The 25,374-nt window shown below is 68.5% G+C and carries 19 protein-coding genes; 11 read left to right on the forward strand and 8 right to left on the reverse strand.

Annotated elements, in window-relative coordinates:
• Positions 1 to 10: 10 nt before the first annotated feature.
• From AKH00_RS14115 to AKH00_RS14135, 5 genes are all read right to left on the reverse strand, one after another.
• Positions 11 to 1,297, reverse strand: coding sequence for an adenylosuccinate synthase (locus AKH00_RS14115; protein WP_050723414.1), 1,287 nt, complete (start codon positions 1,295 to 1,297; stop codon positions 11 to 13).
• 175 nt (positions 1,298 to 1,472) lie between these two features.
• Positions 1,473 to 3,767 (reverse strand): FG-GAP-like repeat-containing protein, encoded by a 2,295-nt coding sequence (locus AKH00_RS14120; RefSeq protein ID WP_050723415.1) that lies wholly within the window; start codon positions 3,765 to 3,767, stop codon positions 1,473 to 1,475.
• A 191-nt stretch (positions 3,768 to 3,958) separates the two neighbouring features.
• Positions 3,959 to 6,082, reverse strand: a complete 2,124-nt coding sequence (locus tag AKH00_RS14125) for an FG-GAP-like repeat-containing protein (RefSeq protein WP_161804400.1) — start codon at positions 6,080 to 6,082, stop codon at positions 3,959 to 3,961.
• 396 nt (positions 6,083 to 6,478) lie between these two features.
• Positions 6,479 to 7,645 carry a hypothetical protein gene (locus AKH00_RS14130; RefSeq protein WP_050723417.1) on the reverse strand — a complete coding sequence of 389 codons (1,167 nt, stop codon included), beginning with the start codon at positions 7,643 to 7,645 and terminating at the stop codon, positions 6,479 to 6,481.
• Positions 7,645 to 11,424: a putative toxin gene (locus tag AKH00_RS14135; RefSeq protein ID WP_161804401.1), complete on the reverse strand. Its 3,780-nt coding sequence runs from the start codon at positions 11,422 to 11,424 to the stop codon at positions 7,645 to 7,647. The genes AKH00_RS14130 and AKH00_RS14135 overlap by 1 nt, the downstream gene beginning before the upstream one ends.
• 496 nt (positions 11,425 to 11,920) lie before the next feature.
• Between AKH00_RS14135 and AKH00_RS14140 the strand changes: the two genes are divergently transcribed.
• Positions 11,921 to 12,847 carry a DMT family transporter gene (locus AKH00_RS14140; protein ID WP_050723419.1) on the forward strand — a complete coding sequence of 309 codons (927 nt, stop codon included), beginning with the start codon at positions 11,921 to 11,923 and terminating at the stop codon, positions 12,845 to 12,847.
• A gap of 7 nt (positions 12,848 to 12,854) precedes the next feature.
• Here the strand turns inward: AKH00_RS14140 and AKH00_RS14145 are convergent, their stop codons facing one another.
• Together AKH00_RS14145 and AKH00_RS14150 are read right to left on the reverse strand one after the other, a co-directional pair.
• A complete protein-coding gene (locus AKH00_RS14145) occupies positions 12,855 to 14,300 on the reverse strand; it encodes a mechanosensitive ion channel domain-containing protein (RefSeq protein WP_082297647.1) in 1,446 nt (481 codons plus the stop codon).
• Between the two features lies 1 nt (position 14,301).
• The gene (locus AKH00_RS14150) at positions 14,302 to 16,458 is read right to left on the reverse strand and encodes an adenylate/guanylate cyclase domain-containing protein (protein ID WP_161804402.1); all 2,157 of its coding nucleotides are present in this window, start codon (positions 16,456 to 16,458) and stop codon (positions 14,302 to 14,304) included.
• Between the two features lie 112 nt (positions 16,459 to 16,570).
• Between AKH00_RS14150 and AKH00_RS14155 the strand changes: the two genes are divergently transcribed.
• The 10 genes from AKH00_RS14155 to AKH00_RS14200 all read left to right on the forward strand — a co-directional run bounded on the left by AKH00_RS14155 (position 16,571) and on the right by AKH00_RS14200 (position 24,341).
• Positions 16,571 to 17,278: a Pr6Pr family membrane protein gene (locus AKH00_RS14155; RefSeq protein ID WP_050723632.1), complete on the forward strand. Its 708-nt coding sequence runs from the start codon at positions 16,571 to 16,573 to the stop codon at positions 17,276 to 17,278.
• A gap of 41 nt (positions 17,279 to 17,319) precedes the next feature.
• Positions 17,320 to 17,580, forward strand: a complete 261-nt coding sequence (locus AKH00_RS14160) for a type II toxin-antitoxin system prevent-host-death family antitoxin (protein WP_050723420.1) — start codon at positions 17,320 to 17,322, stop codon at positions 17,578 to 17,580.
• Positions 17,577 to 17,840 (forward strand): type II toxin-antitoxin system RelE family toxin, encoded by a 264-nt coding sequence (locus AKH00_RS14165; RefSeq protein ID WP_200903867.1) that lies wholly within the window; start codon positions 17,577 to 17,579, stop codon positions 17,838 to 17,840. The genes AKH00_RS14160 and AKH00_RS14165 overlap by 4 nt, the downstream gene beginning before the upstream one ends.
• A gap of 128 nt (positions 17,841 to 17,968) precedes the next feature.
• The gene (locus AKH00_RS14170) at positions 17,969 to 19,111 is read left to right on the forward strand and encodes an AAA family ATPase (protein WP_235556789.1); all 1,143 of its coding nucleotides are present in this window, start codon (positions 17,969 to 17,971) and stop codon (positions 19,109 to 19,111) included.
• A 10-nt stretch (positions 19,112 to 19,121) separates the two neighbouring features.
• Positions 19,122 to 20,009: a DUF58 domain-containing protein gene (locus tag AKH00_RS14175; RefSeq protein WP_050723422.1), complete on the forward strand. Its 888-nt coding sequence runs from the start codon at positions 19,122 to 19,124 to the stop codon at positions 20,007 to 20,009.
• A complete protein-coding gene (locus tag AKH00_RS14180; RefSeq protein WP_050723423.1) occupies positions 19,996 to 20,487 on the forward strand; it encodes a hypothetical protein in 492 nt (163 codons plus the stop codon). Before AKH00_RS14175 ends, AKH00_RS14180 begins: the two co-directional genes overlap by 14 nt.
• On the forward strand, positions 20,478 to 21,464 hold the full coding sequence (locus AKH00_RS14185) for a vWA domain-containing protein (protein WP_235556790.1): 987 nt from the start codon (positions 20,478 to 20,480) through the stop codon (positions 21,462 to 21,464). Before AKH00_RS14180 ends, AKH00_RS14185 begins: the two co-directional genes overlap by 10 nt.
• Entirely contained in the window at positions 21,461 to 22,471 is a 1,011-nt protein-coding gene (locus tag AKH00_RS14190; RefSeq protein ID WP_050723424.1) for a VWA domain-containing protein, read from the forward strand. The genes AKH00_RS14185 and AKH00_RS14190 overlap by 4 nt, the downstream gene beginning before the upstream one ends.
• Complete coding sequence (locus tag AKH00_RS14195) at positions 22,468 to 23,232, forward strand: hypothetical protein (RefSeq protein ID WP_050723425.1); 765 nt, start codon at positions 22,468 to 22,470, stop codon at positions 23,230 to 23,232. Before AKH00_RS14190 ends, AKH00_RS14195 begins: the two co-directional genes overlap by 4 nt.
• Positions 23,226 to 24,341, forward strand: coding sequence for a hypothetical protein (locus AKH00_RS14200; RefSeq protein ID WP_050723426.1), 1,116 nt, complete (start codon positions 23,226 to 23,228; stop codon positions 24,339 to 24,341). Before AKH00_RS14195 ends, AKH00_RS14200 begins: the two co-directional genes overlap by 7 nt.
• Before the next feature lie 18 nt (positions 24,342 to 24,359).
• Here the strand turns inward: AKH00_RS14200 and AKH00_RS14205 are convergent, their stop codons facing one another.
• Complete coding sequence (locus tag AKH00_RS14205; RefSeq protein ID WP_235556791.1) at positions 24,360 to 25,355, reverse strand: hypothetical protein; 996 nt, start codon at positions 25,353 to 25,355, stop codon at positions 24,360 to 24,362.
• Positions 25,356 to 25,374 lie beyond the last annotated feature (19 nt).

Here is a 25,374-nt window from a genome sequence, read left to right on the forward strand (position 1 = left end):
GGCGGGTGCGTCAGTCGAGCAGGTCGGTGCGCACGACCACCTGGTCGCGCTCGGGGCCGACGCCGATGACCGAGATGCGCGTGTTGCTCATCCCCTCGAGCGCCAGCACGTAGTCCTGTGCGTTCTTCGGCAGATCGTCGAACGTGCGGGCCGTCGAGATGTCCTCGGTCCAGCCCGGGAAGTACTCGAGCACCGGCGTCGCGTGGTGGAAGTCGGTCTGGTTGACAGGCACCTCATCGAAGCGCTCGCCATCGACGTCGTACGCCACGCACACCGGGATCTGCTCGAGCCCCGTGAGGATGTCGAGCTTGGTGAGCACGAGGTCGGTGATGCCGTTGACGCGCGTCGCGTAGCGGGTGATCGGGGCGTCGTACCAGCCGACGCGGCGCGGACGACCGGTCGTGGTGCCGAACTCGAAGCCGCGCGAACGCAGCCAGTCGCCCTGCTCGTCGAACAGCTCGGTCGGGAACGGGCCGGAGCCGACGCGAGTCGTGTACGCCTTGACGATGCCGACGATGCGGTCCAGTGCGCCGGGTCCGACGCCCGAACCGGATGCCGCGCCCGCGGCCGTCGCGGTCGAGGAGGTCACGAAGGGGTAGGTGCCGTGGTCGATGTCGAGCATGGTGGCCTGGCCGCCCTCGAACACGACGACCTCGCCGCGGTCGAGCGCCTCGGCGATCAGGTAGCCCGTGTCGGCGACCATGGGTCGCAGCCGCTCGGCGTACGACAGCAGCTCCTCGACGATCTCGTCGACCGTCACCGCACGGCGGTTGAAGACCTTCACGAGCAGGTGGTTCTTCTGGTCGAGGGCGCCCTCGACCTTCTGGCGCAGGATGTTCTCGTCGAACAGATCCTGCACGCGGATGCCGACGCGGTTGATCTTGTCGGCGTACGCCGGCCCGATGCCGCGGCCGGTCGTGCCGATGTTGCGCTTGCCGAGGAAGCGCTCCGTGACCTTGTCGAGCGTGCGGTGGTAGGCCGTGATGATGTGCGCGTTCGCCGACACTTTGAGGCGCGAGACGTCGATGCCGCGGGCGCCGAGCGCCTCGAGCTCGTGGAACAGCACCTCCAGGTCGATCACGACGCCGTTGCCGATGACCGGGGTGACGCCGGGCGACAGGATGCCGGAGGGCAGCAGGTGCAGCGCGTACTTCTCGTTGCCGACGACGACCGTGTGTCCGGCGTTGTTGCCGCCGTTGAACTTCACGACCCAGTCGGTGCGCTCGCCGAGCAGGTCGGTGGCCTTCCCCTTGCCTTCATCGCCCCACTGGACGCCGACGATCACGATTCCTGGCATGGGTGTCCCCCTTGCTGACGCCGGGTTTGCACCGGCTGATGAGCTGGCCCTCTTCGGGCGATCCCATCCTACCGAAGCGTGGTTTCGGGGCCGTTTCGGAGGTGGGTGATGAGTTGCGGTCGCAGTTCGTGCCGCCCGATGACTCGTTCAGCGGCACGAACTGCGACCGGAGGTGTCAGCTGAACAGGCGCAGCGAGTCCCAGCCGTTGCCGACGCGAGTGGCAGCGCCGAAGCCGCTGGCCCCGAGCCCCGGGTACACGTACAGCCCGCCGTCCGCGGTCCGTCCGAACAGGTCGGCCTTGCCGTCGAGCCCGTAGTCCACGCCCCCGGTGATCGCCGTGATGCCTGCCCACCCCTGACCTACCTGCGGGCCGCTGGTCAGCGTCGACCCGTTGCCCGGGTAGAGGATCAGCGCACCCGCGGGAGTCGTGGCGAGGATGTCGCCCTTGCCGTCTCCGGTCCAGTCGCCGGCGAGCACGCGGTTGATCCCGCCCCAGCCGTTGCCGATCTGGATCTTCGGACCGAACGTTCCGTTCCCGATGCCCGGGTACGCGTAAAGGTTCCCATCGGATTCGCGCGCGACGAGATCGGCCTTCTTGTCGCCGTTGAAGTCCACGCCGCCGGTGATGAGCGACTTCGTGTCCCACCCGCGAGCCACCAGGGACTTGGTGGGGAACTTCAGCGCCCCGTCGCCCTGATGGAACCAGAGGGTGCCGTCGGTGTTCACCACCATCATGTCGCCCTTGCCGTCGCCGTTGTAGTCGCCGTGGATGATGACCTTGGCATCGGCCCACCCGGTGCTCACGGTGGACTGCGCGGCCCATCCGCCGTTGCCGTTGCCCTGGTAGATGTTGAGCGCGTTGGTCGAGGTGATGCCGACGATGTCGGCCTTGCCGTCGCTGTTCAGGTCGAATGACGGCTTCGACGGGGTCAGCGGCGTCCCGTGGTACTCGAAGTGGGTGTGGGTGCAGTCGTCGATCGTCTGCGCCCACCCATTCGGCACGGTCAGCGGCCCGCGGCAGCTGACCTGGCCGAGGCCGGCGGGCGCGGGGAGTGCGGTGAACATCGCGGTGATGAGCGCGCGGTCCTCGGCCGTGTCCCCGGTGGAGGCGACGCCGTTGACGACACTGATGTCGACCGCGTGACCACCGCCGTCCTTCGCGTGATAGCTCGTCGTCGACGGAGCCGCGGTCGTGCAGTTCTCGTTGAGCGACGAGATCGTGATCGAGAATCCGTCATCGACGACGACCTTCTTGAGCGCCGCGAGGATCATCGGATCGATCGTGCAGTCGCGGATCGTGCCGTCGACCAGGTTGCCGCGCTTGAAGCCCTCGGCGTAAGCCTGGAGCTGGCCGCCCGGCTCCGTGACGCGACCGGTCGCCGTGATCTGCTGGGCGAGGGCCTTGTCGGCGGCAGACACGGGAGTCGTGTTCAGCGCGCGCTGGACGGTCTGGGCGATCCAGGGGGCGATCGTGTCGACGCGGGTGGAGGTCACCGAGGCGGTGCCCGCAGGGATGCCGGAACCCAGGCATCCGGCCTGCGAGGACGTGGACGCGATCGCGGCCAGGGTCTGCGTGCCGTTCACGGTGCGGATGCCGGGGGCGCCGCCATCACCGAGACACAGGGCGGCGCCGGTCGCCGATGCCGTGGCCGTCGCCGACGCGACGTCGGTGACCGGGTAGGTGTACGTGTGCGCCGCGAGCGGCACCCACACGGAGGCCGTGCGCCCGTACCCCGTGAACACCAGGTTCTCGCCCACCGTGGGGGCAGTCGTCGCGGGTGCGATCGGGGTGATCGTGTCGATCGGGGTCTCGAGCTTCAGCATGACCGCATCCGCACCCGACCCTGCCGGCTGCACCTGGGTGACCTTCGAACCCGCACCGGTCCCGCCGGTGGTCTTGTCGTTCGCGATGTCCGCACCGAACAGCACCCGCACCGGGGCCACCGGAGCACCCGCAACCAGAGTCGCCGGGTCGGCGGCCAGGCAGCTCGCCGCCGTCAGCACCCACGACCGATCCACCAGGGTGCCCGTGCACGCACCCAGGGCGGATCGCACCTGGCCGATCGCGGTGCGCGGGAACGCCGCATCCGTGACCGGCACATCCGCCGCATCCGCCTTCACATCCAACGTCACGATCGTCGACTGACCCGTACGGTCCTCATCGACCGTGCCCGAACGCGTCGGAGCCAAATCCAACGTGTCCTCGACACCGTTGATCTCGAAGAACACCTCCAGCGGCTGCTTGCCCGCCTTCACACCGAACGAGCTATCGATCTCCAGATTCAGCACCGCGGGACGGAACACCACATCGAAACAGATCCGGTTGGTGCGACCATCGAGCACCCGCTCGACCCGCACCTGATTCGCCGTCGACGCCGTCGAACACGACGCCGCCAACCGCAACCCACCGTTGCCGTCCTTCAGCACCAGACCGTTCGCCGCACCCAGAGCCGCCGCATCAGGATGCACCCCGGACTCCACCAGAAACCCCGGCGCATCATCAGCCACCGCCGGCGCAACAGAACCACCCACCAACAGCGCGGACAACAACCCACCCACCGCAGCAGCAACACCCACACGGGAACGGAAACGAGACGAGAACATGAAGGCCTTTCTTGCCTGGATACGAGAAGTGTGTGCGGGCGTCGTGACGCCGTCGGTCAGGTGAGGAGACGGTGCATGTTCCACCCGCTGTCGGGGTTGGTCGGTGCCTGGAACCCGGATCCGGTGCCGGCGTAGAGCCAGAACTGACCCGCGGTCGTGCGGCCGAGGATGTCGGCCTTGCCGTCGCCGTTGTAGTCGACGCCACCGGTGATGACGCTCATGATGTTCCAGCCGTTGCCGACCTGAATCGCGGGGGTGAGGTTGACACCGTCTCCGCGGAACAGCCACAGGATCCCGGCGGTGTCGCGCGCGACCAGGTCACCCTTGCCGTCGCCGCTGAAGTCGCCGGCGAGGAGCGCGGTCATGTGTCCCCACCCGGCATTGAAGTGCACGCCCGCTATGAAGGTTCCCGCACCGGTGCCGGCGTAGAGGAAGATGTTCCCGTTCGTGCCGCGTCCGATCATGTCGGCCCGCCCGTCTCCGGTGAAGTCGACACCGCCGGTCAGATACGTCGTGCCCGGCCAGTTCGATCCGATGAGCGACTTCGTGAAGCCTCGGGCTCCGTCGCCTTCGTGGAACCACACCGTGCCGTCGTTCTCGACCGTGACGAAGTCGCCCTTGCCGTCGGAGTTGTAGTCGCCGTGCACGATCGTGGCGGTCGCGTCCCACCCGGTGCTTCCGAGCGTTCGCGTCAGCCATCCGCCGGTCTTCGCTCCGGAGTAGATGTTCAGCTGGTTCGTCGTCGAGATGCCCAGGACGTCGGCGTACGTGTCGCCGTCCACATCGAACGACGGCGCCGTGACCGGGGTCTGTGCGACGACCCCGCCACGGTACTCGAAGTAGTCGTGCGTGCAGGCGCTCGCGAACTGCGCCCAACCCGCCGGCGCTGCAGCTCGCGGTCGGCAGTCGAGCTGTCCGATCCCTGCGGGTGCCGGCAGAGCAGCGAACATCGCGGTGCGGAGCGCGAGGTCGTGGACCGTCGCACCGGTCGCCGCTACCCCGTTCACCATCGTGATCTTCACGGCGTGGCCGCCGCCGTTCCGCGAGTGGTAGTCAGTCGCAGTGGTCGCGGTTCCCAGGCAGTACTCGTTGAGCGACGAGATCGTGATCGAAAACCCGTCGTCGACGACGACCTTCTTGAGCGCGCCCAGCAGAGAGGAGTCGATCGTGCAGTCGCGCACCTCGCCGCTCACGATGTTGGCGCGCTTCACGCCACTCGCATACCCCTGGAGCTGCGACAGCACCGGGGCGGCGGCGGTCACACGGCCGCGGTCGATGATCTGCTGTGCGAGGGCCTTGTCGGCTGCCGAGACAGCGGTCGTGTTCAGGCCGTTCTGGATGGTGGTGGCGATCCAGGGGGCGATCGTGTCGACCCGGGTGGAGGTCACCGACGCGGTGCCGACGGGGATGCCGAAGCCGACGCATCCGGCCTGCGAGGACGTGGACGCGATCACAGCCAGCGTGGAGGTGCCGTTCACGGTGCGGATGCCGGGAGCACCGCCATCACCGAGGCAGAGGGAAGCGCCGGTGGCGGATGCCGTGAGAGAACCGCCGACAGCAGTGACCGGGTAGGTATAGCTGTGTGCGGCGAGGGGCACCCACGCGGAGGCCGTGCGGCCGTACCCGGTGAACGCGAGGTTCTCGCCCACCGTGGGCGCCGCCGTCGCGGGAGCGATCGGGGTGATCGTGTCGATTGGGGTCTCGAGCTTCAGCATCACCGCATCCGCACCCGCCGCGGCAGGCTGCACCTGGGTGACCTTCGACCCTGCACCGGTGCCGCCGGTGGTCTTGTCGTTCGCGATGTCCGCACCGAACAGCACCCGCACCGGGGCGGCCGGGGCACCCGCGGCTACCGTGGCCGGGTCGGCGGCGAGGCAGCTCGCCACCGTCAGCACCCACGACCGATCCACCAGGGTGCCCGTGCACGACCCGAGACCGGAGCGCACCTGTCCGATCGCGGTGCGCGGGAACGCCGCATCCGTGACCGGCACATCCGCCGCATCCGCCTTCACATCCAACGTCACGATCGTCGACTGACCCGTACGGTCCTCATCGACCGTGCCCGAACGCGTCGGAGCCAGATCCAACGTGTCCTCGACACCGTTGATCTCGAAGAACACCTCCAGCGGCTGCTTGCCCGCCTTCACACCGAACGAGCTATCGATCTCCAAGTTCAGCACCGCGGGACGGAACACCACATCGAAACACACCCTCGCCGGGCGCCCGTTCAACGAGTACTCGACCCGCACCTGATTCGCCGTCGACGCCGTCGAACACGACGCCGCCAACCGCAACCCACCGTTGCCGTCCTTCAACACCAGACCATTCGCCGCACCCAAAGCCGCCGCATCAGGATGCACCCCGGACTCCACCAGGAACCCCGGCGCATCATCAGCCACCGCCGGCGCAACAGAACCACCCACCAACAGCGCGGACAACAACCCACCCACCGCGGCAGCAACACCCACACGGGAACGGAAACGAGACGATGACATGAAGGCCTTTCATGACGAGCTTCTGACTGACGTCTTGAAGCGATGGAAAGCGGCGCGCGCGCCGAACCGGAATTTGCGAAGCTAGAAATCGGCCTTGCGCAACAATGCGGGGAGCAGGGGAGCAGGGGAGACAGGGGAGCGACCCTCATCGGCGATACCCGTGATCTCGTAGGGAATCCTCACCGTTTCTCCGGCGATCGTCGCGATGTCGATGGCATCGACCGGCTCTTCACTCCAGTCGTGGAGAAGATTGCCTTTTTGCTCATGCAGATTGCCTCCTCGAACGAAGGGACGCACCACGTCCGCGTACTCGGCGTTGTACCACGTAATCCAGAGCGGCGTTGCGGGAACACCACCCCATCCTCCATCGAAGATGACCGGGTACGTCGGATCGAAAAGGTCGTCACTCACCTCCGCTGAGGCGAAGAAGCACCCTGATTCGCGCGCGAACTCCTCGACGAAGTACCTAACCTTCGCGACGTCGCCATTCTGTTCAAGTTTCGAGAGCGAGAAAACGATGTGGGCCGTTTGGAGCTTACGTCCTCGGACACTCCCCCACGCGCTGATCAACCCCATCTCGAAGTTCGCACTTTCAAGCTTGAGGTCAGACGCTCGGCAGTCTTCCCCGTAGATCGCCGCGAAGCGTGCATCGTCATCGCGCGGGAAACGTCCCTGCCAGGGCTCGTGTGTTCCGAAGCGCATCGGAACGGCGGAGGGGAGGACGCGTCGGGCAACCGCGAGATAGGTCGCCGCGAAGTTCTTCGAAGCCGAGGATTCCCCAGGGAGCCGATACCACAACATATGGACCCACCGATTTTCCTCGTTCGATTGCCTCAGGGTTTCTGACACGCGATCGCTACTCGCCGACTCATGCCTCTGAAGGTCCACGGCCTTTCCGTTGATTGCTTCTGCCAACCGATTAGCGAATCGAATTGCGTAGGCGATGTTGGCGGGCTCGGCAACAGTGCCCTCCCTCACTTCGAGCTCTGAGGACGTGCGCACTGCATGGACGGAGTACATGACGGTCGCATCGACGATCTCAATCCCTTCGACGAGATCTTCAGGTCCTACCCGCAACGGCCCATCGATTGTGAGACACGTGTCGCCGGTGTCTGCGTTCACGACGGAGGTGAGCTGGCCAGAGGGCCAGTGTCTCCTCGGTTTCAGCTCTGGCAACGATGCCACCAGCTTTGCCAGCTCGCGCGAAGTCAGCGCCATGGTTCCGAAAACGTCAATGTCGTACGACATCAGCCGGAACTCCCGCCATTCTTGTTTCTCCAGGCTTCGCAGATGCCTGGCGCCATGTTGTCGCTCACTTCTCCCCCGACCGTCTCGGGGAGGAACTTGATGATGAAATTGATCGCTTGTACGCCAGGAGGAGCTTTAGTGCAGAATTCCTTCAGGAGGCCGTTCGTCAGATGCGTGTCCGGTCGCACGATGAGAACGAACTCCGTACGCTTCGTCGCCCTGACCAGATAGATGTAGTCAACGAGTTGGGGAGTCAGGTACTGCGTGTTGACGTTCTTCACTTCGATGATCGAGGTCGGCGTCCGGTCTTCGGGTATACGGTCCGATTTTAGTTCTGGGTAGTCAGTTTTCGAAAACCTCTTCTTCTCTGTGGTGATGGGAATCCCCGCGGCAATCTCACCTTTCTTGCCCTTGATATGGGCGGGATCGCTCTTGACGTAGGTCAGATCGTCAGGTTCGAAGGGAGTGCAGTCCTTCGCAGATCGACTGGTACTGCACGCGGCGGCGATGATGTCGTCGACGCGGCCATCGTTTTTGCGGAGGAGCGAGAACGCGTCCTTCACCTTGTCGGCGAAGCCCATGACCTTCGTGGCGATCTTGAAGATCAGCGGGATGGAGCCGAGCAGCTTGGCGACCTTGCCCCACGGCGCGAAGCCGATGATCGACATCACGCAGGCGCCGAAGTCGCCCTTCGTGACGCAGTTCATGATGTCCGTGACACCGAGAACATCGAGGAGGAGCTGACCGCCCTCCTTGATGATCATGTCCATGAAGGCGTTCGGCTGGGTCAGCGCGTAGGCGTCCTTGAGCTTCTGCACCTCGGCGTCGCCGCCGGCGGCGTAGGCCGCATCGATCTCCGCCTGCGTGAGCTCGCCGCGCTGATCGGCGGGCGGTGGGAAGTTGTTCGACGCATCCTCGGCGCGCTGCATCATCGCCGCGATGTTCTGCGCTTCGGTGGCCGCCTGCGCGGCGGCGGCCGCGGAGAGTCCCGCGTTCGTCGCCGACTGCGCAGCTCGCGCGGCTGCGCCCGCTGCATCCGCCGCGTATCCCTGCGCCTGCTGAGCGGAGGCTGTCGCACGGGCAGCGCTACTGTTGGCGACCTTGGCGTCGGCGATCGCCTGCGTGAGGGCTTGGTGGGCCCTCTGCTGCGACTGCTTGGCCTGGTTCTCGGAGGCCGTGGCCTGGTTCGCCGAATCCGCAGCCTGAGCGGCCCAGTTCTGCGCCTGCTGTGCGTACTGCTGCGCCTTGGCCGCGCTCGCCTGCGCCTCTGCGGCTGCGTTCCGCGCGACGGCCGCGGCCTGTGCCGCCTTCGCGGCAGCCTCACGCGACGCCGACGCCTGCGAGTCCGCGAGATGCAGCATGCTCTGCATCTGGGCGACATGCGCAGCGGTCGCATTGTCGCGCTTCTCGGCCTCGTAGCGCCCGCGCTCGAGGAAGGCCTTGAGGTCGGCGTTCGATCCTTCGAGCGCGATGTTGGCCGCGGCCTTCATCTCGGGGCCGCCCTGGTCGCTCAGGATGAACGCCTCGGCGCGCTGGTCGATCGCGAGCGCGTCGTACTGCCCGTGCTCGATGAACTCGGCGAGAACCGCGGGGTCGTCGGCGTCGAGGGCGATGTTCGCCTGTCGCTGGACCTCGACGCCGCCGTTCTGCGCCAGGATGTAGCCGGCCTGACGGTTGTCGAGATCCTTGATCTGCGGCACGTCGACGGCGAGGAACTCGGCGACGTACTCCTCGCCGTTCTCGAGGATGTCATAGGACTCGACGCGCAGCTGCTCGTTCGAGCCGTACAGGTATCCCTTGACCTCATCCCACTGGTCCTGCTGCAGCGCGACGGGGTATCCCTCGGTGAAGTACTCCACGACGGCCTCGTCGGACCCGATGACCGCCTGCTCCGCGCCCGCCGCGACCCAGGCGGTGCCGGTGGTGATCAGCGCGAGGAGCGCGGACCGCGCCTCCGGCAGAAGCTCGTCGATGTCGGCATCCGGCTGCGAGATCGCTTCGAGGAAGTCGCTGCTCTCGGCGACGGCATCCGCAGCCTTCTTCTGTTCCTTCTCCTCCTGCGCGAGCGCCTCGGCTTCGTCCTTGGCGGATTGGCGCGCGCGCTCCATCCCGTATTCCTCTTCGGCCGCGAGACGTTCGGCGTCGGCTTGCCGAGCGAGGTCGAAGATGCGCTTGGCGAGGTCGACGGCCTTCGTCGCCTCCTCCGCGGCGGTCTCGGCCTTCGCGGCCGAGGCGGTCGCCCGGGTCGCTGCGCCCTGAGAGACAGACGCCTGGTTGGCGGCCGTGTCGGCCTCGATCGCGGCCGCATTGGCGTGGTCGGCGGCGCGCGACGCAGCATCACGGGCCTCCTGCGCCACCTGCGAGGTCTGGGCCGCGAGCTGGTCGACACGCGCTGTGGCCGTGGCGGCGCGGTCCTTCGCCGCATTCGCCTTGCCTGCTGCCGCGCGTGCCTTCGCCGCTGCCGCGGAGGAGACGCCGGACGCCTGAGAGGCCTCCGTCGCCCACCCAGCCGCTTCACCCGAATAGCCGGCGGCCGCGCCGGCCGCATTCGACGCTCTCGTGGCGGCGCTCGATGCCTTGTCCGCCTCGTTCGTCGCCCGGGACGACGTGCTCGCGACCCCGGCGGCCGCGCGCGCCTGCTCCGCTGCCGTTCGCGCTGCCGCAGCGTTGCTCTCTTGACCGGCGGCCGATGCCGCAGCGCTGTTCGCGTTCGCGGCGGCTCGCTGGGCACGCGCAGCGGCGGATGCCGCGGTGCCGGCCGCACTCATCGAGGCGTTCATCGCCTGGTGCGCCGCGGCCGCCGCCTGGACGGCGGTGTCCGCAGCATCCGCGGCCTGAGAGGCGAGGGATGCCGCGCGGCCCGCGGCCGCGTTCGCCTTCTGCGCTTCACCCTGTGCCGCGTTGGCCTCGGCCGCGGCCCGCTCGGTCGCCTCCTTCGCGAGTCGCGCAGCGAGCACGGCCTGCGCCGACGCCTCGTCGGCTTTCAGGCGCTCTTCCTGGGCGATCGCATTCGCGTCGATGGCCTGCTGCGCGAGCTGCGTGATCGACGCCGTCTCGGCATCCCGGGCCGCGGCCACGAACTGGCCGTAGCGGAGGAAGTCCGTCACCGCCTGCGCGTCGTCGCTGCCATCGGGGAGCATCGCGTCGAGGGCTTCCTCGGCGGCAAGCGCCACGCTCGGCGACCCCGTGCTCGCGAGGATGTACGCGGCAGAGCGATCGTCGATGTGGCGTGCGTCGAACTGTCCGGTGCGGATGAAGTCGCTGACCGCGTTCGGGTCGTCGGAGTCCAGCGCCTTCTCGGCCTCGCGGCTGACGGTCGGCGTGCCCGTCCCGGCCAGGATGTACGCCTCGGAGCGCTCGTCGACGATCCACGCGTCCTGCCATCCGCCCGAGACGAACGCGCGGATGACGGCAGGATCCGTGGACTCGAGTGCGGTCTCGGCCTGCGCGCGCACCTCCCGCCCGCCGAACATGCTCAATCGCAATGCGACGATGCGGTAGTCCTGATCGATCGCGACGTCCTGCCCGTTCGCGATGAACTCGTCGACGGCGGCCTCACCCTGGGCGAGCGCATCGCGCGCCGCCGCCTGCACGGACGGGCCGCCCTCCGTGAAGAGGCGCACCACCCCGGCGGCGTCCGTCGCCGGTTCGTAGATGCCGAAACCCTCGGGCACCCCGGACGAGACCGGGTCCGCCGACGCCGCGATCGGCTGGAAGAGGCCGATCGTCACGGCGATGGTCGTCAGGATCGCGGCGAGCGCGAAAGGCACGCGCCTCACAGGGGCAAGGTGAAGTCGTCGAACCGATCGGGAGGTCATCGCGAGACTCTTCTCAAGGTGTCGGGGATCAGCGGCATCGTTGCCGCGGGTGCTCGACGCGCGGGTCCCGCGCGCGACGCGATCGTCATGGCGTCATCCGACGCACGCAGACCTCTCCATTCGAGCGGGACCGTCACGCGTCATCCGAGGGTCTGCGGCGGTACAGCTGGGACTTTATTCGAACGCCTGTGATGTCGTCTGTCCCCCAAACGGCCGACTTGACACTTGATAGACGAGCTGAAGATTAGTATTTGCTCTTATATGTGGACGAATAGCAATCAAACAAGAACCGATACTCTGGGGTTCTCCTGAGAAAAAGCTTGTGGAATCCTGAGGGCGCTGCCGCATCTCTCGATCGCCGTGTGCCCGAACATCCCCGAGCGGCATGGCGGGAAAGCGTCGGATGCTGTCGCTCAGTGCGATCGTGAATGTCGGTGGTCGGTGCCACGATCGGAGGATGCCGAAGTCCGAGAGCACGCGCGACGCGATCGCCGCGCCGTCGCGCCGCCAGGGGCCGATCGTGCTCCTCGCCGCGCTGGTGACTGTGGTGCTGTGGGCCTCGGCGTTCATCGGCATCCGCGGGGCAGGGCCGCACTTCGACCCGGGATCACTGGCTCTGCTGCGCATGGCCGTGGGGAGCGCGGTGCTGGCGGTCATCGCGCTGCGGCACGGAATCCGCCTTCCCGAGCGGAGGCACTGGTGGCTCATCGCGGTGTGGGGCGTGGGGTGGTTCTGCGTGTACAACCTCGCCCTCAATGCGGCGGAGCGCACGCTCGACGCCGGCACTGCCGCGATGGTGGTGAACCTCGCTCCGCTCATGGTGGTGGTCTTCAGCGGGTTGTTCCTGCGCGAGGGCTTCCCGAAGCCGCTGATCGTGGGGGCGCCCATCGCGTTCCTCGGTGTGGTGCTGATCGGCATGAACTCGTCGACGGATGCCGGCCCCGACATCACCGGGCTGCTGCTGGCTCTGCTCGCCGCGGTCATGTACGCGGGGTGCACGCTGCTGCAGAAGCGTCTGCTGAACGCAGGGACCGACGCCACCACGCTCACGTTCCTCGGCGCCGTCGCCGGCACGGTCGCTCTGCTCCCGTGGACGGGGAGCCTGATCGGCGCGGTGCAGACCGCTCCGCTCGACTCGACGCTCTGGGTGATCTACCTCGGCGTCTTCCCCACGGCCATCGCGTTCACGACCTGGGCGTACGTGCTGCAGCGCAGCACCGCGGGCCAGACCTCCGCGACGACCTACGTCGTGCCCGCGATCGCGATCCTGCTGTCCTGGGCGATCCTCGGCGAGGTGCCGACGCCGCTCATGTTCCTCGGCGGGGCGCTGTGCCTGCTCGGCGTGCTCGTCACCCGCCTGCGCTGGGGTCGCCGGTCGCGCTGAACGGCGCTCAGCGGGGACTGATCGACCCGCGCTGGCGCAGCGCTCCGCGCTGGGCCTCGACGCTCTGCAGCATCTCGCCCGCCAGTTTGCGCTTGAGCTCGAGAGACTCGCCGATCTCGGTCGCGAGACGCGGCCGCGTGCGGATCAGCTCGTCGACGGTCGCGAGCGGCAGCACGACGACGGTGAGGATCTCGCCCGCCACGGTCACCGCCTGCGTGCGTTCGCGCGTGAGCGCCGTCTGACCGATGATGTCGCCCTTCTCGGCCGCGGCGAACTCCACACGGCCGCCGTCGACCTCGAGCGCCAGCACCGCGCGCCCGGAGACGACCACGCGCACCTCGTCGGGCACGACCCCGCTCGCGAGCACGACTTCACCGACGCCGTAACGCTCGAGATGCGAGCCCTGCAGCATCGCCTCGAGGTCGTCGTCGTGCAGGTGCAGCGTTCCCGAGATCGCGGTGAGCGCCTCGACGAGCCGTGCGGGCTCGGCGATCGGATCACTGTCATCGCCGTCGAGGGCGAATCCGCGACGCCGCGCGGCATACCAGAGCCAGGACAGGTACATCGAGAGCGCGCGCCCGGCATCCGCGGGTCCGGACACGGGGATCGAGACGCCGTACGCGCCGGCTCCGGAGTAGCTCGCGCTCGTCCGCTCGCCGGAGGCGAGCATCGGCAGCCCGTCGCCGATCTGGACCAGCAGCGCGATCACCTCGTGCGGCGGATCGTCCGTCGCGAACTTCACCGACGCCTCCGCCGAATACGGCCCTTCGGGTTCGGACAGGTTCGTGAACGACGCGCCGGAAAGGCTCGAGTTCGGCACGATCTGGATGCCGGAGCCGGTGTCGATGTGCACCGCACGCCAGTTCACCTCGACCACCCGGCCGCGCACCCCGGCCGCATCGAGGAAGTCGCCGATCTTGAAGGGCTGCTCGAACAGCAGCAGGAGGCCCGAGATCACGCCGCCCACCGCGTTCTGCAGCGCGAGTCCGATCACGATGGATCCGACGCCGAGCGCCGTGAACAGGCCGCCGACATCGGCATCCCACACCCAGGAGAAGAGGAGCGCGAGGCCGAGCGCCACGAGCACGAGGCGGGCGATCTCAACGAAGATCGTCGGGATGCGCTTGCGCCAGGAGCCCTCGGCCGCGTTCGCGAACAACGCCACGTTGAACGACGACAGCAACAGGAGGATGACGAGGAAGCCGAAGATCGTCGCGACGATCCGCGTCCACACCTGATCGGCGGGCGACTGGATCGCGAAGGCCAGCAGCGCGAACAGCGCCCCGATCGGGATCACGCCGTTGCGCAGCAGACGCAGCGGACCAGCGAGCGGGTTGTTGCGACGCCGCAGCCCGTTGATCAGCTCGGTGAGGACGACGAGCAGCACGGGTACGCCGACCGCGAGGGCGATGACCCACCAGCCCCACCCGTCGCGGAACGCGTCCTCGATCATGTCAGGCCACCTTCCAGACGGTCTCGGTGCCGCCGTGCGCCTCCACCGTGCCCGCCTCGGAGTACGTGAAGATCTCGCGAGTGCGGTCGTAGACGGTCTGGCTCACGTACACGCCGGGGTCGCCCGTGACGGAACGCACCCGATACGCGAGGTTCACGGCGTCGCCCCACAGATCGTAGGCGAGCGTGGTGCGCGCGACCAGACCGCTCGTGACCGTGCCGCTGTCGACACCCGCGCGGAGTCCGATCGAGGTGCCGTTCTGCGCGTTGAACCGCTCGACGACCCCGAGCAGGTTCCTGGCGAAGTCGACGCTGCGCCGCACGTTGTCGACGCGCGGCACCACGAGACCCGAGGAGGCGAGGTACCCGCCGCGCAGGGTCCGCACCTTCTCGACGCCGGCCTTCTCGGCCGCCTCATCGAATCCGCGCATCAGGGTGTTCAGGTGGCTGATCTCCTGCTCGGGCGACAGGCCGCGCGCGTAGTCGTCGAAGCCGATGAGCTCGGCGAACACGACCGACACGTTCTCGTGCGCCTCGGAGATCGCCTCGTCGCCCTTCTTGTACTTCGCGGCGACGCTCTCGGGCATCAGCGTGTGCAGCAGCTTCTCGTTCTCGACCTGCTGCTCGTCGATGAGCTCCTGCTTGATGCGCAGGCTCGACGCCATGTCGTTGAACGCGTGGCCGAGGTCGCCGAACTCGTCGCGCGACCCCTGCGGCACCTGCACGTCGAGGTCCCCGGCGGCGACGCGGTGCACGGCGCCGACGAGCCGGTGCACGGGCCTCGTGAAGACCTGCGCGAGCAGCAGCGACAGCAGCGAGACGCCCAGCAGGATGCCGAGCAGCGACAGCAGCACGGTGCGGGTGAACTCGCTCACCGGAGCGAACGCCTCGGCGGAGTCGATCCGGGCGATGATGACCCAGTCGAGCCCTTCGACCTCGAGCGGCGCGTACGCCGTGACGCTGTCGCCGCCGAGGTAGTCGCGGCCGGTCGTCGTGCCGGACTCACCCGCTTGCGCGTCCTCGACCGCCTGGGTGTCGACGGGCTGCAGCAGCACGGTGCCGTCGACCTCGACCGCGCGTTTCACGATGCTCGGAGCGATCCCGCCGTTGACGGCGCGCTTTTCGTAGACCTCCGGGTCTTCGATGAGGATGCGCGAGCTGCTGCGCATGAGGTCGTCGCGTCCGACGAGGTAGACCTCGCCGGTGTCGCCGAGCCCCTGCTCCTTCCACCCCTCGTCGCCCGTGGTCAGGGCGTTGATGGTGTCGATCGACACCTGGAACGCCATGGCACCGGTGATGCGGCTGTCGTTGCCCACCGGCGAGATGACCCACATCGTCGGGACGTTCAGGGAGGGGATCCAGCGCTCGAAGTCGGTGAGGACGACGGTGCTGACCGAGTTCGTGGCGATCGCCTCGGCGTAGGCCGAGGCCAACGCCGTCTCGCGGTAGGGGCCGGACATGAGATTGCTACCGAGCTCGACGCCCTTGTACGCGGAGAACACGATGTCCCCGTCGAGGTTCATGAGCAGGGCGTCCTCGTAGCCGGCTTCGCGCACGAGTCGGCTGAAGTAGTCGCCGTACTGCTCGGACGCGGCCGCGTAGCTCGACCCGTCGCCCGGGTCGTTGTCGTCGAGAAGTGTGTCGTAGTCCGCGTCGAAGTCCTGGTTCTGGGTCGTGAAGTGCGCCTGGAGATGCTGGCCGGCGACGGAGTCGGGGATGAATGCCTCGTCCCCGTACGAATCGCCGGTGCGACCTTCGAGTTCGGGGATGAAGACGTCGGAGTAGTAGGTCTCGAGCGCCGCGCGATCCTCGGGCTCGGGCTCTTCCTGCTGCAGCTCGGCGAAGCCCTCGTTGATCGAGGTCGACAGCGCCTGCGCGCTGAGGTTGCGGGAATGCAGCGATGCATCGCGCTTGACGGCGTCGAGCGCCGTCGTGATCTCGGCCGCGCGCATGGAGCGGATCGTGATGAGCTGGTCGATGGCCGAGTCGTGCAGCGACTGCCGGCCGTTGAGGAAGCCGATCGTGCCGACGATGACCGAGGAGGCGAGACTCACCGCCAGCAGCATGATCAGGAGCTTCGACTGGATGCTGAGCCCGACCCTCCCGCGCCAGCGTCTGCCGCGCGCCTCGTTCGTCCGCTCTGCCGTGCCGTCGCTCATGTGGCCCCTCCGCCGCGCCGTGCCGTCGATGGCTCCGACCCTAGCGATATATCGGGATGCCGGTCTAGGTCGGAAACCGCAACAAATGGATAAAGTGTGCGCGGAGGCGAACATGCAGACGAAGACCTGGTGGCCCTACGCACGACTCGCCGCGGCGGCGCTCGGACTCGCGGCGGTCGTCGCGCAGCTCTCACTGACGCTGCAGCTCGCGGCCGTCGACCCGACACCGTGGGGCAGCCATCTGCCGACCGTGTGGTGGAACTTCCTGAGCTTCTTCACGATCGATTCGAACGTGATCGCCGCGGTGGCGTTCATCATCGCGGCCGTCTGGAGCATCCGCCATCGCCGCGACCGCGAGCAGGAGCCCTCCTGGCTCGCGATCCTGCTCGTGTGCGCGAGCACCTACATGATCGTGACGGGCATCGTCTACAACACGCTCCTCCGCGGATACGAGCTCCCCCAGGGCGTCACGGTGCCGTGGTCCAACGAGGTGCTGCACGTGGTCTTCCCGCTGATCCTCCTGATCGACGTGCTGTTCGCACCGCGGCGACGGGCACTGCCGTGGGGCACGGTGTTCATCACCGCGGCCTTCCCCCTCGCGTGGGCCGTGTACACGATGATCCGGGCGAACTTCGTGATCGCGCCCGCCACGGGTGCCGAGTACTGGTACCCGTACCCCTTCCTCAACCCGCATTTCATTCCCGGCGGCTACCTCGGCGTCGCCGCGTACATCGTCGGAATCGCGATCGCGATCATCGGCGTCGCCTGCTTCGTCGTGTGGGTGGGACGCCGGCGCGGAGCATCCCTCACCGCTCTTTAGTACTTTCAGACACTTATGTACATAAGTGGTAATCTGAAGCCATGAACACGATCAGCCGCAGTGTGCCGTCGAAGGATCTCCGCGACCGTCTCGCCGACGTCCTCGGCGGCGTCGCCTACGGCTCGGAACGCGTCGGCGTCACCCGTCATGGCAAGCTCACCGCGGTGGTCATCAGTGTCGACGATCTCGAACTGCTCGAGGAGCTCGAGGCGGCGCGTGATGCCGCCGAGTTCGCTGCGGCGCGCGAGGCCGACGACGGGGGTCGGGTATCGCTGGATGAGCTGCGCGCCGACGTCGCGTGAGCGTGTACCGCGTCCAGTTCACGACTGCGGCCGCCAAGGAGATCCGCACGCTGGATGCGCAGATCCGTCGGCGCCTCCTCGGGGGGATCTCCCAGCTCGAGCGTGAGCCAGGTCCGCCCGGCGCGCGGAAGCTCGCGGGCTTCGACAACGCCTGGCGGGTGCGGATCGGGGACTATCGCGTGCTGTACGAAGTGGTCGACGATCAGGTTCTCGTGACCGTGGTGCGCGTGGCGCACCGCCGCGACGTCTACGACTTCTGAAAGCCCGGCCCGCGTCCAGCCGGCGCATGGGGAGAAGTCCCCACCCGCCACCCGGAAGAGCGTCCGCGGATGCGGTTACGCTGGTGCGCGGGGGATCGTCGTGGTGTCCCCGTGGAACGAGGAGACCGATGAACGAGCCCTACGCGCCCGGAACCTCCGCAGGATCGACCCCGCCGCCGCCACCCGCGCCTTCCGCCGCGGCCGCGCCCCCGGCGCCTCCGGCCACGCGCGCCGACGCCGCCGCGAGCTCCGTGCCGGCCTCCCCCTCCGCATCCACGAAGTCCGAGGCACCGACCGACGCCGAGCTGCGCCGCGCGAGCGCCGTGCTGAAGACCGTCTCCGACGCGTACTCGGCCAAGATGGTCGGCCAGGAGCGTCTGCGCATGAGCCTGCTCATCGCGCTCATCGCCGGAGGGCACATCCTGCTCGAGAGCGTGCCCGGTCTCGCCAAGACCACAGCCGCGAGCACGCTCGCCGACACCGTGAAGGCGCAGTTCAAGCGCATCCAGTGCACCCCCGACCTGCTGCCCAGCGACATCACGGGAAACCAGATCTACGACGCCGCGACCGGGTCGTTCCGCACCGTGCTCGGCCCCGTGCACGCGAACTTCGTGCTGCTCGACGAGATCAACCGGTCGAGCGCCAAGACGCAGAGCGCGATGCTCGAGGCCATGCAGGAGCACCAGACCACGATCGGCGGCGAGGTGCACCACCTGCCGCAGCCGTTCCTCGTGATCGCGACGCAGAACCCCATCGAGCAGGAGGGCACCTACGAGCTGCCCGAGGCGCAGATGGACCGCTTCCTGCTCAAGGAGATCGTCGAGTACCCGAGCCCGGCCGACGAGTTCGAGATCCTCGGACGCATCGACTCGGGCGTGCTCGACCCGGACCGGCACGTCGAGAGCGCCATCACGCTCGACGACGTGCGGATGCTGCAGGACGTCGCCTCGCGCATCTACGTCGACCCGGCCATCCGCAACTACATCGTGTCGATCGCCTACGTCACCCGGAACCCCGCGCCGTACATCGGCGAGGAGCGCGCACGCTACATCAAGTACGGCGCGAGCCCGCGTGCGAGCATCGCCTTCCTGCAGGCGTCTCGCGCTCTCGCGCTGCTCAACGGCCGCGCGCACGTGCTCCCCGAGGACATCCGCGCCCTCCGCCACCTCGTGCTGCGCCACCGCGTGCTCCTGACCTTCGAGGCCGACGCCGAGGGCATCCGCAGCGAGGAGATCATCGACCAGATCTTCGGCGCGGTCCCCACTCCCTGACGACCCGACCATGTCCAGCCTGATCACGCAGGTGAAGAGCAAGCTCTTCATCCACTCGTCGCGCAAGTCGCTGCACGCGCTCGACGGCGCGTACGCGTCGCTGCTGCACGGGCGCAGCCTCGACTTCGAGGACCTGCGCAAGTACGAGTACGGCGATCAGGTGCGTGACATCGACTGGCGCGCGACGGCCCGACTCGGCACACCGCTCGTCAAGCGACACCGGGCGATGCGCATGCACACCGTGATGTTCGTGGTCGACACGGGACGGTCGATGGGTGCTCTGGCTCGCGACGAGAAGTCGAAGAAGGATCTCGCGATCCTCAGCACCGGGGTGCTCGGTGTGCTCGCCCTGCGTCACGGCGACGACTTCAGCCTCGTGTACGGGGACGCCGCCCGTGTGCGCCGACGCGCACCGGGACGCAGCGAGGGCGCTCTCGAGCATGCCCTCCGGACGATCGACCGGGCGATCGACGAGAGCACGGCGCCGAGCGACCGCGACGCCCTCCTCTCGTACGTCGCCCGCACGATCTCGCGGCGCATGATCGTCGTGGTCGTGACCGACGAGGCGCCGGTGACCGAGGAGACCGAGCGGATGCTGCGCCGGCTGCGCGTGCAGCACGACGTGCTCTGGCTCACCGTGCGCGACGCCGAGCCCGTGCTCGACCATCGCACCGCGATCTCCCGCCGCGACGTCGACAGCCTCTGGGAGGTGCCCGACTTCGTGCAGGGCGACGCCGACATCGTGCAGGAACTGACGGCGCGGACCGAGGCGGATGCCGCGCGTCTCGCGGAGCTCCTCACCCGCATGGAGATCAGCCACGGAGTACTGGCCGACCAGGACGACGCCGTCGCACAGCTGCTGCAGCTGCTGAACCGGAGGTCCCATGCCCGGCTCTGACGAGCTCTACCCGCCGGCGCAGTACGGCTGGGGCTGGATCCTGCTCGCGATCGGCATCCTGGTGCTGCTCATCGCCGCCGCGTGGCTGGTGGTCGCGCTCACCCGCCCGCGGCGGGACCTCACGCTGACCCGTGCGGGCGACATCCCGACCCTGCAGACCGTCGACGTGCTGTCGCAGCTGCGGGTCGAGTACCTCGAGGCGATCCAGCGCATCGAGGACGACTACCGCGGCCGGGCGCTCTCCGCGCGCAACGCCAACCTCGAGCTGAGCCGCGTCGTCCGCACGTTCGTGAACGAGTACAGCGGCCTGGAGGCCCCGGTACTGGCCCTCGACGACCTCGTGTCGCGCGGCGTGCACCCCGCGCTCATCGACGCCATGAGCCGCCACTACTACCCGAGCATCTTCCGGCAGGGGCCGTCGATCGATCCGCTCGCGGGTGCCGAGGCGGCCAGGACGGTGGTGCGCTCGTGGCACTAGCGAACGGATGGCTGATCCTCGTCGTCGCCGGCGTCCTCGTCGCGGCGATCGTGGTCGGCGTGCTGCTCGGACTGCGCGGCGGCGGCCGCGGAGACGTCCACGACCACGCGCGCATCGCCCGCGCCGAGCGCCTGCGCGCCCTCCCCTCCTTCCGTCGCGCCCTGAACCGACGCGTCCTCGGGCTCTCCGGCATCCTCGCGATCGGCGTGGTGGCGATGCTCGCGGCAGGCGTGGTGGCCGCCCGGCCGATGTCGTCGCAGACGATCCAGCCCGTGAACACGAGCCGCGACATCATGCTGTGCCTCGACGTCTCCGGGTCGATGAGCGAGGTCGACGTCGAGGTGCTCACCGTGTTCGAGGAGCTGCTCGACGACTTCGAGGGCGAGCGCATCGGACTGACGATCTTCAACAGCTCGCCCGTGCAGATCTTCCCGCTCACCGACGACTACGGATTCATCCGCGGGCATCTGCAGAGCATCCGTGAGAGCTTCGACTACCTCGACGAGATCCCCGAGCACTGGGTCGGCACGCTCAACGGCAACGGAGCCTCGCTCATCGGCGACGGTCTCGCGGCGTGCACCATGGCCTTCGATCACCCCGACGACGACCGGTCGCGCTCGATCATCTTCGCGACCGACAACGAGATCAACGGCGCCTCGATCGTCACCCTCGACGAGGCGTCCGCCTACGCGAAGTCGGTCGGCGTGCGCGTCTTCGCGCTCAACCCGGTGCAGGGCAAGGATGCCGAGGTGAGCGCCGAGCTCGCCCGCGCGGCCGAGGCGACGGGGGGTGCGGCTTACGGCCTGCGCGACACCACGACTGTGAGCGACATCGTCACGCAGGTGCAGGAGCAGGAGGCCACCGAGCTCCAGGGCCAGGCGCAGGTCGTGTGGACCGACACCCCCGATCTCTGGATCGTCGTGCTGCTGATCGGGATGCTGTCGTTCGTCGTGGTGCTGTGGAGGGTGAAGCTGTGATCCTCCAACCGGTCCTGAACGTGTTCCTGCTCGTGCTGCTGTGCGCGCCGATTGCGGCGATCGGCGTCCTCGCGCTCGTGAAGGCGCCCGGCCGCGGCAAGGCCCTGTGGGCGATGCGCCTCGTCATGCTGCTCGCCGTGTTCGTGATGCTGCTGCGCCCCGGGATCCCCGGCGGATCGACGCAGACGCTCGCGACCGACACCGACATCGTGCTCGTGGTCGACACCACGGCGAGCATCGTGGCGGAGGACTGGGGCGACGGTCAGCCGCGTCTCGCCGGCGTGCGCGCCGACGTGCAGTCCATCGTCGACGAGTACCCCGGCGCGCGCTTCGCGCTCATCACCTCCGCCGCCTCGGCCGATCTCCGCCTGCCGCTGACGACCGATACCACCGCGCTCATCTCGTCGCTCGACGTGCTGCGCCCCGAGGTCACGAGCCAGTCGCGGGGCAGTTCGGTCGGCATCGCGAACCAGCTGCTCGCCGACACGCTCGCGAACGCCGCGGAGACGCAGCCCGACCGATCTCGCATGGTCTTCTACTTCGGAGACGGGGAGCAGACGGTCGACTCGCCCCCCGAGCCCTTCGACGGCAGCTCGAGATACACGGATGCCGGGGCCGTGCTCGGCTACGGCACGGCCGAGGGCGGGCCCATGCGACTCACGACCGGCGCGGTCGACGGCACCCCGGGCGACTACATCCAGTACCAGGGCGCGAATGCGCTGTCGGTCATCGACGAGACGAACCTCGAGCGGATCGCCTCGCAGCTGGGCGTCGAGTACCAGCATCGGAGTGCGGAGGCCGAGCTCGTGCTGCCCGAGGCGCCGTCCACGACCACGGCCTACGCCGAGTCGGGCAGCGTCGGGAATGTGATCGAGCTGTACTGGATCGCGGCACTCGTGGTCGCGGCCCTGCTGGCGGTCGAGATGCTGCGGGCGAGCATGCTCATCGCGCGACTGCGGCACCTCCGCGCTCCCCGCACGACGCCGGCTGACGGGGGTGACGCATGACCACCGTGACCGAGACCGACGAGATGCGCGCCGAGGCGGCATCCGCTCTGCTCGCATCGAACCGGCGGCGCCGCCGCATCCGCCGCTGGATCGCGATCGGCACGCTGCCCCTGACCCTCGCCGCACTGCTGTTCGTCGGCAAGCTGCTCAGCATGTACGCGTTCGCCCACCAGTCGATCAGCGCCTACGTCGCCGACGACTTCTCGAGCTCGGAATCCGCCGCCCGCGGTCAGGAGTTCCTCAACTGGTTCGAGCCGTACAAGGCGCCCTTCAACGTCGGCACCGCCCTCGCCGGCGCTGAACGCCTGCCCGAGGCGCGCGCGAAGCTCGAGGAGTCGCTCGACCTCGCGACCGGCCTCGAGGTGTGCAGCGTACGGATCAACCTCGCACTCGTGATCGAGTGGATGGGCGATGCGGCCCGCGCCGACGGCGACGGCACCGCGGCGGCCCAGCTGTACGGCGAGGCGCTCACCGTCACGACGGAGATGCCCTCTGAGTGCAGCAGCGAGGAGGCGCAGCAGCAGTCCCCCGACCCGAACCGCGACATGCAGGAGAGCAAGGACGGCCTCGAGGATCGGCTGAAGCAGAAGCAGCAGGAGGAGCAGACCCCTCCCGAGGAGGAGGAGCAGCCGCAGGACGAGCCGCAGCCCTCGGAGGACAAGCTCGAGGATCTCAAGGACAAGCTCGAGCAGGGAACGCAGGAGCGCGACCAGCAGCAGGGCGGCGGCGAGCCCGGATCCGGGACGGACAGGCCATGGTGATGGACCACGAGAAGCAGCGCGCACGCTACGTCGCTGGCACGGAGGGCGCCCCGCCCGTGCCACCGCCCGGCGGCTATCGGGGCGCACGGCGCCCCTCCGGCGTCACCGTCGTGCAGCAGCCCGGCGTGCCGGCGGCGACCGGCAGCGCGACGTCCGAACCCGGAGAGCGGAAGCGCGCGAACGCCCTCGGCTGGATCGCGCTGATCGGCGGCATCCTGTTCGCCCTGATCCTGCTGATCACGCTCGCCGTCGGCGCCACGGATGCGCTCTACGGGATCACGATGATCGCCCTGCAGCTCGTCGTGGTCGCGACCGGGATCGGCGCGCTCGTCACGAGCCGTGGTCGCACGTTCGGGGCCATCGCCCTCGCGATCGCCCTCGTCGTGAACGTCGCGACGATCGGCGGCGTAAGCGCCCTGCGCACCTCGGCCGCCGGCACCTACGAGGGCATGAAGTCCGAGGAGCAGAAGCACGAAGAGGCCTACCCCGGCATCAAGGGCACCGATCCGGAGCAGATCCTGCGTCAGCAGTCGCTCGAGCAGGTGCAGGCCGAGGCCGAGGCGCTGTTCGCCGACATCCGCGCCCGGGTCACGGCCGAGTTCGGGTACGAGTGGGTGCAGGTCGGCGACGAGGACTTCCGTCCGGAGCGCAACGGCTACGGCGGCGAGTCGATGCTCGTCGAGTACACCTCGGTGGGTTGGGCGACCACCGCGCCGATCCAGGACTACGACGAGAAGCTCGCGGTCATGGCCCTGATCGACGACGTTGTGGCCGAGCACGGCCTCGCATACCTCTACTCGTTCAACGACGAGTACTCCAGCCTCGACCCGTCGATGAAGGCGAAGCTGTACGGGAACGAGGACCCGCGCCTGCAGCACACGTGGGAGTACTACACCGAGAACTACCCCGATCCGCTGCGGTTCTACGCGAACATCTACGACCTGTCGAACGACCCCACCGGCGACTTCCGCACCGCCCGCGAGGCGCAGAACGCCCGCACCGGCGAACCGCTGGAGGGCCTGCAGATCGCCGTGATCGCGAGCGCCGTGCTCAGCGACGCCGACCGCGCCGAGTTCGAGGAGAAGCTGAAGGAGTACCCGGGCTACTGAGGGGCGGTCCTCGGCGGCTCAGGACGCGAGGGTCAGCAGCATCCGTGCCAGCGCGTATCGCGTGTGACCGCGCGATGTGCGCGGGTCGTAGCCGAGCACGTCGACCAGCGACGTGAGCTTCTCCTGCACGCTGGAGTGGTGGCGCCCCAGACGCGCGGCGGCGCCGCGCACGCTGCGCTCCTCGGCGACCGCGTCGAGCAGCTCGAGGCTGCGCGCATCGAGCCGGCCGAGCGCTTCGGCATCGGGGTGGACGGGTCCCGACTCCGCCGCCTGCGCGACGATCAGCGCGGCCCCGAGATCCTCCGCCCGGACGACGGGCTCCAGGTCGCTCGTCAGGCGCGCGGCGATGAGCGCCCCCTCCCACGACTCCGGCAGGCCGTCACCCGAGGCGGTCGTGCCGATCCCGCAGCGCGGGGAGACGCCGCTCTCCCACACGGCCGTCAGGTCGGCATCCGCGCCGACGATCGTGGCCCGGGTGAGGCCGTGTCGCGTCGCGACCACCGTGGACGGATGCCGGGGCGCCGGCGCCGGGTCCGGCGGCGAGGCGACGACCCGCAGCTCGTCGCTCCCGAGGCGCAGCCGCGCGAGCGCACCCGCGCGTTCGTCGGGCCTCGTGTACGAGCTGATCACGAGCTCGACCGCGCTCTCCGGGCCCACGGATCTCCGGGCGCGCAGGATGCCGAGCGCGAGCGTCAGCCTCTCGAGGATCATGGCGTCGTTCGTGTGCGGATCGCCCTCGCGTTCGATCCAGGCCACGGCGTCGGGGCCGCTCTCGCGCTGGAGGTGCGCCTCGCCGGGGGCCCGCGGTTCGCTGCGGACACCGTCCGCGCTCACGCGCATGATGTGCGCGCCGTCGCGCTGCCCGACCGTGGCGCCGCTCAGGACGGCTGCGCCACGCAGCATGCTCTCCACGCCGACCGATCGCGCGACGAGGGCGTCGAAGTACGCGACGACCTTGAGCGTCTCGCTCGCATCCGGGTCGAGGGCGGTGAGCCGCCCCAGCAGATCTTGCATGTCGGGCTCCATCGCGCGG

The organism is Microbacterium sp. GCS4, from assembly GCF_001262495.1.
Classification (GTDB): domain Bacteria; phylum Actinomycetota; class Actinomycetes; order Actinomycetales; family Microbacteriaceae; genus Microbacterium.

Excerpts from the sequence above, each read along its gene's own strand:
- AKH00_RS14140 (WP_050723419.1), top strand. The coding sequence starts at position 11,921 with ATGCCGAAGTCCGAGAGCACGCGCGACGCGATCGCCGCGCCGTCGCGC.
- AKH00_RS14150 (WP_161804402.1), bottom strand. The coding sequence starts at position 16,458 with ATGAGCGACGGCACGGCAGAGCGGACGAACGAGGCGCGCGGCAGACGC.
- AKH00_RS14145 (WP_082297647.1), bottom strand. The coding sequence starts at position 14,300 with ATGATCGAGGACGCGTTCCGCGACGGGTGGGGCTGGTGGGTCATCGCC.
- AKH00_RS14195 (WP_050723425.1), top strand. The coding sequence starts at position 22,468 with ATGACCACCGTGACCGAGACCGACGAGATGCGCGCCGAGGCGGCATCC.
- AKH00_RS14155 (WP_050723632.1), top strand. The coding sequence starts at position 16,571 with ATGCAGACGAAGACCTGGTGGCCCTACGCACGACTCGCCGCGGCGGCG.
- AKH00_RS14200 (WP_050723426.1), top strand. The coding sequence starts at position 23,226 with ATGGTGATGGACCACGAGAAGCAGCGCGCACGCTACGTCGCTGGCACG.
- AKH00_RS14130 (WP_050723417.1), bottom strand. The coding sequence starts at position 7,645 with ATGTCGTACGACATTGACGTTTTCGGAACCATGGCGCTGACTTCGCGC.
- AKH00_RS14175 (WP_050723422.1), top strand. The coding sequence starts at position 19,122 with ATGTCCAGCCTGATCACGCAGGTGAAGAGCAAGCTCTTCATCCACTCG.
- AKH00_RS14205 (WP_235556791.1), bottom strand. The coding sequence starts at position 25,355 with ATGCAAGATCTGCTGGGGCGGCTCACCGCCCTCGACCCGGATGCGAGC.
- AKH00_RS14160 (WP_050723420.1), top strand. The coding sequence starts at position 17,320 with ATGAACACGATCAGCCGCAGTGTGCCGTCGAAGGATCTCCGCGACCGT.
- AKH00_RS14170 (WP_235556789.1), top strand. The coding sequence starts at position 17,969 with ATGAACGAGCCCTACGCGCCCGGAACCTCCGCAGGATCGACCCCGCCG.
- AKH00_RS14180 (WP_050723423.1), top strand. The coding sequence starts at position 19,996 with ATGCCCGGCTCTGACGAGCTCTACCCGCCGGCGCAGTACGGCTGGGGC.
- AKH00_RS14115 (WP_050723414.1), bottom strand. The coding sequence starts at position 1,297 with ATGCCAGGAATCGTGATCGTCGGCGTCCAGTGGGGCGATGAAGGCAAG.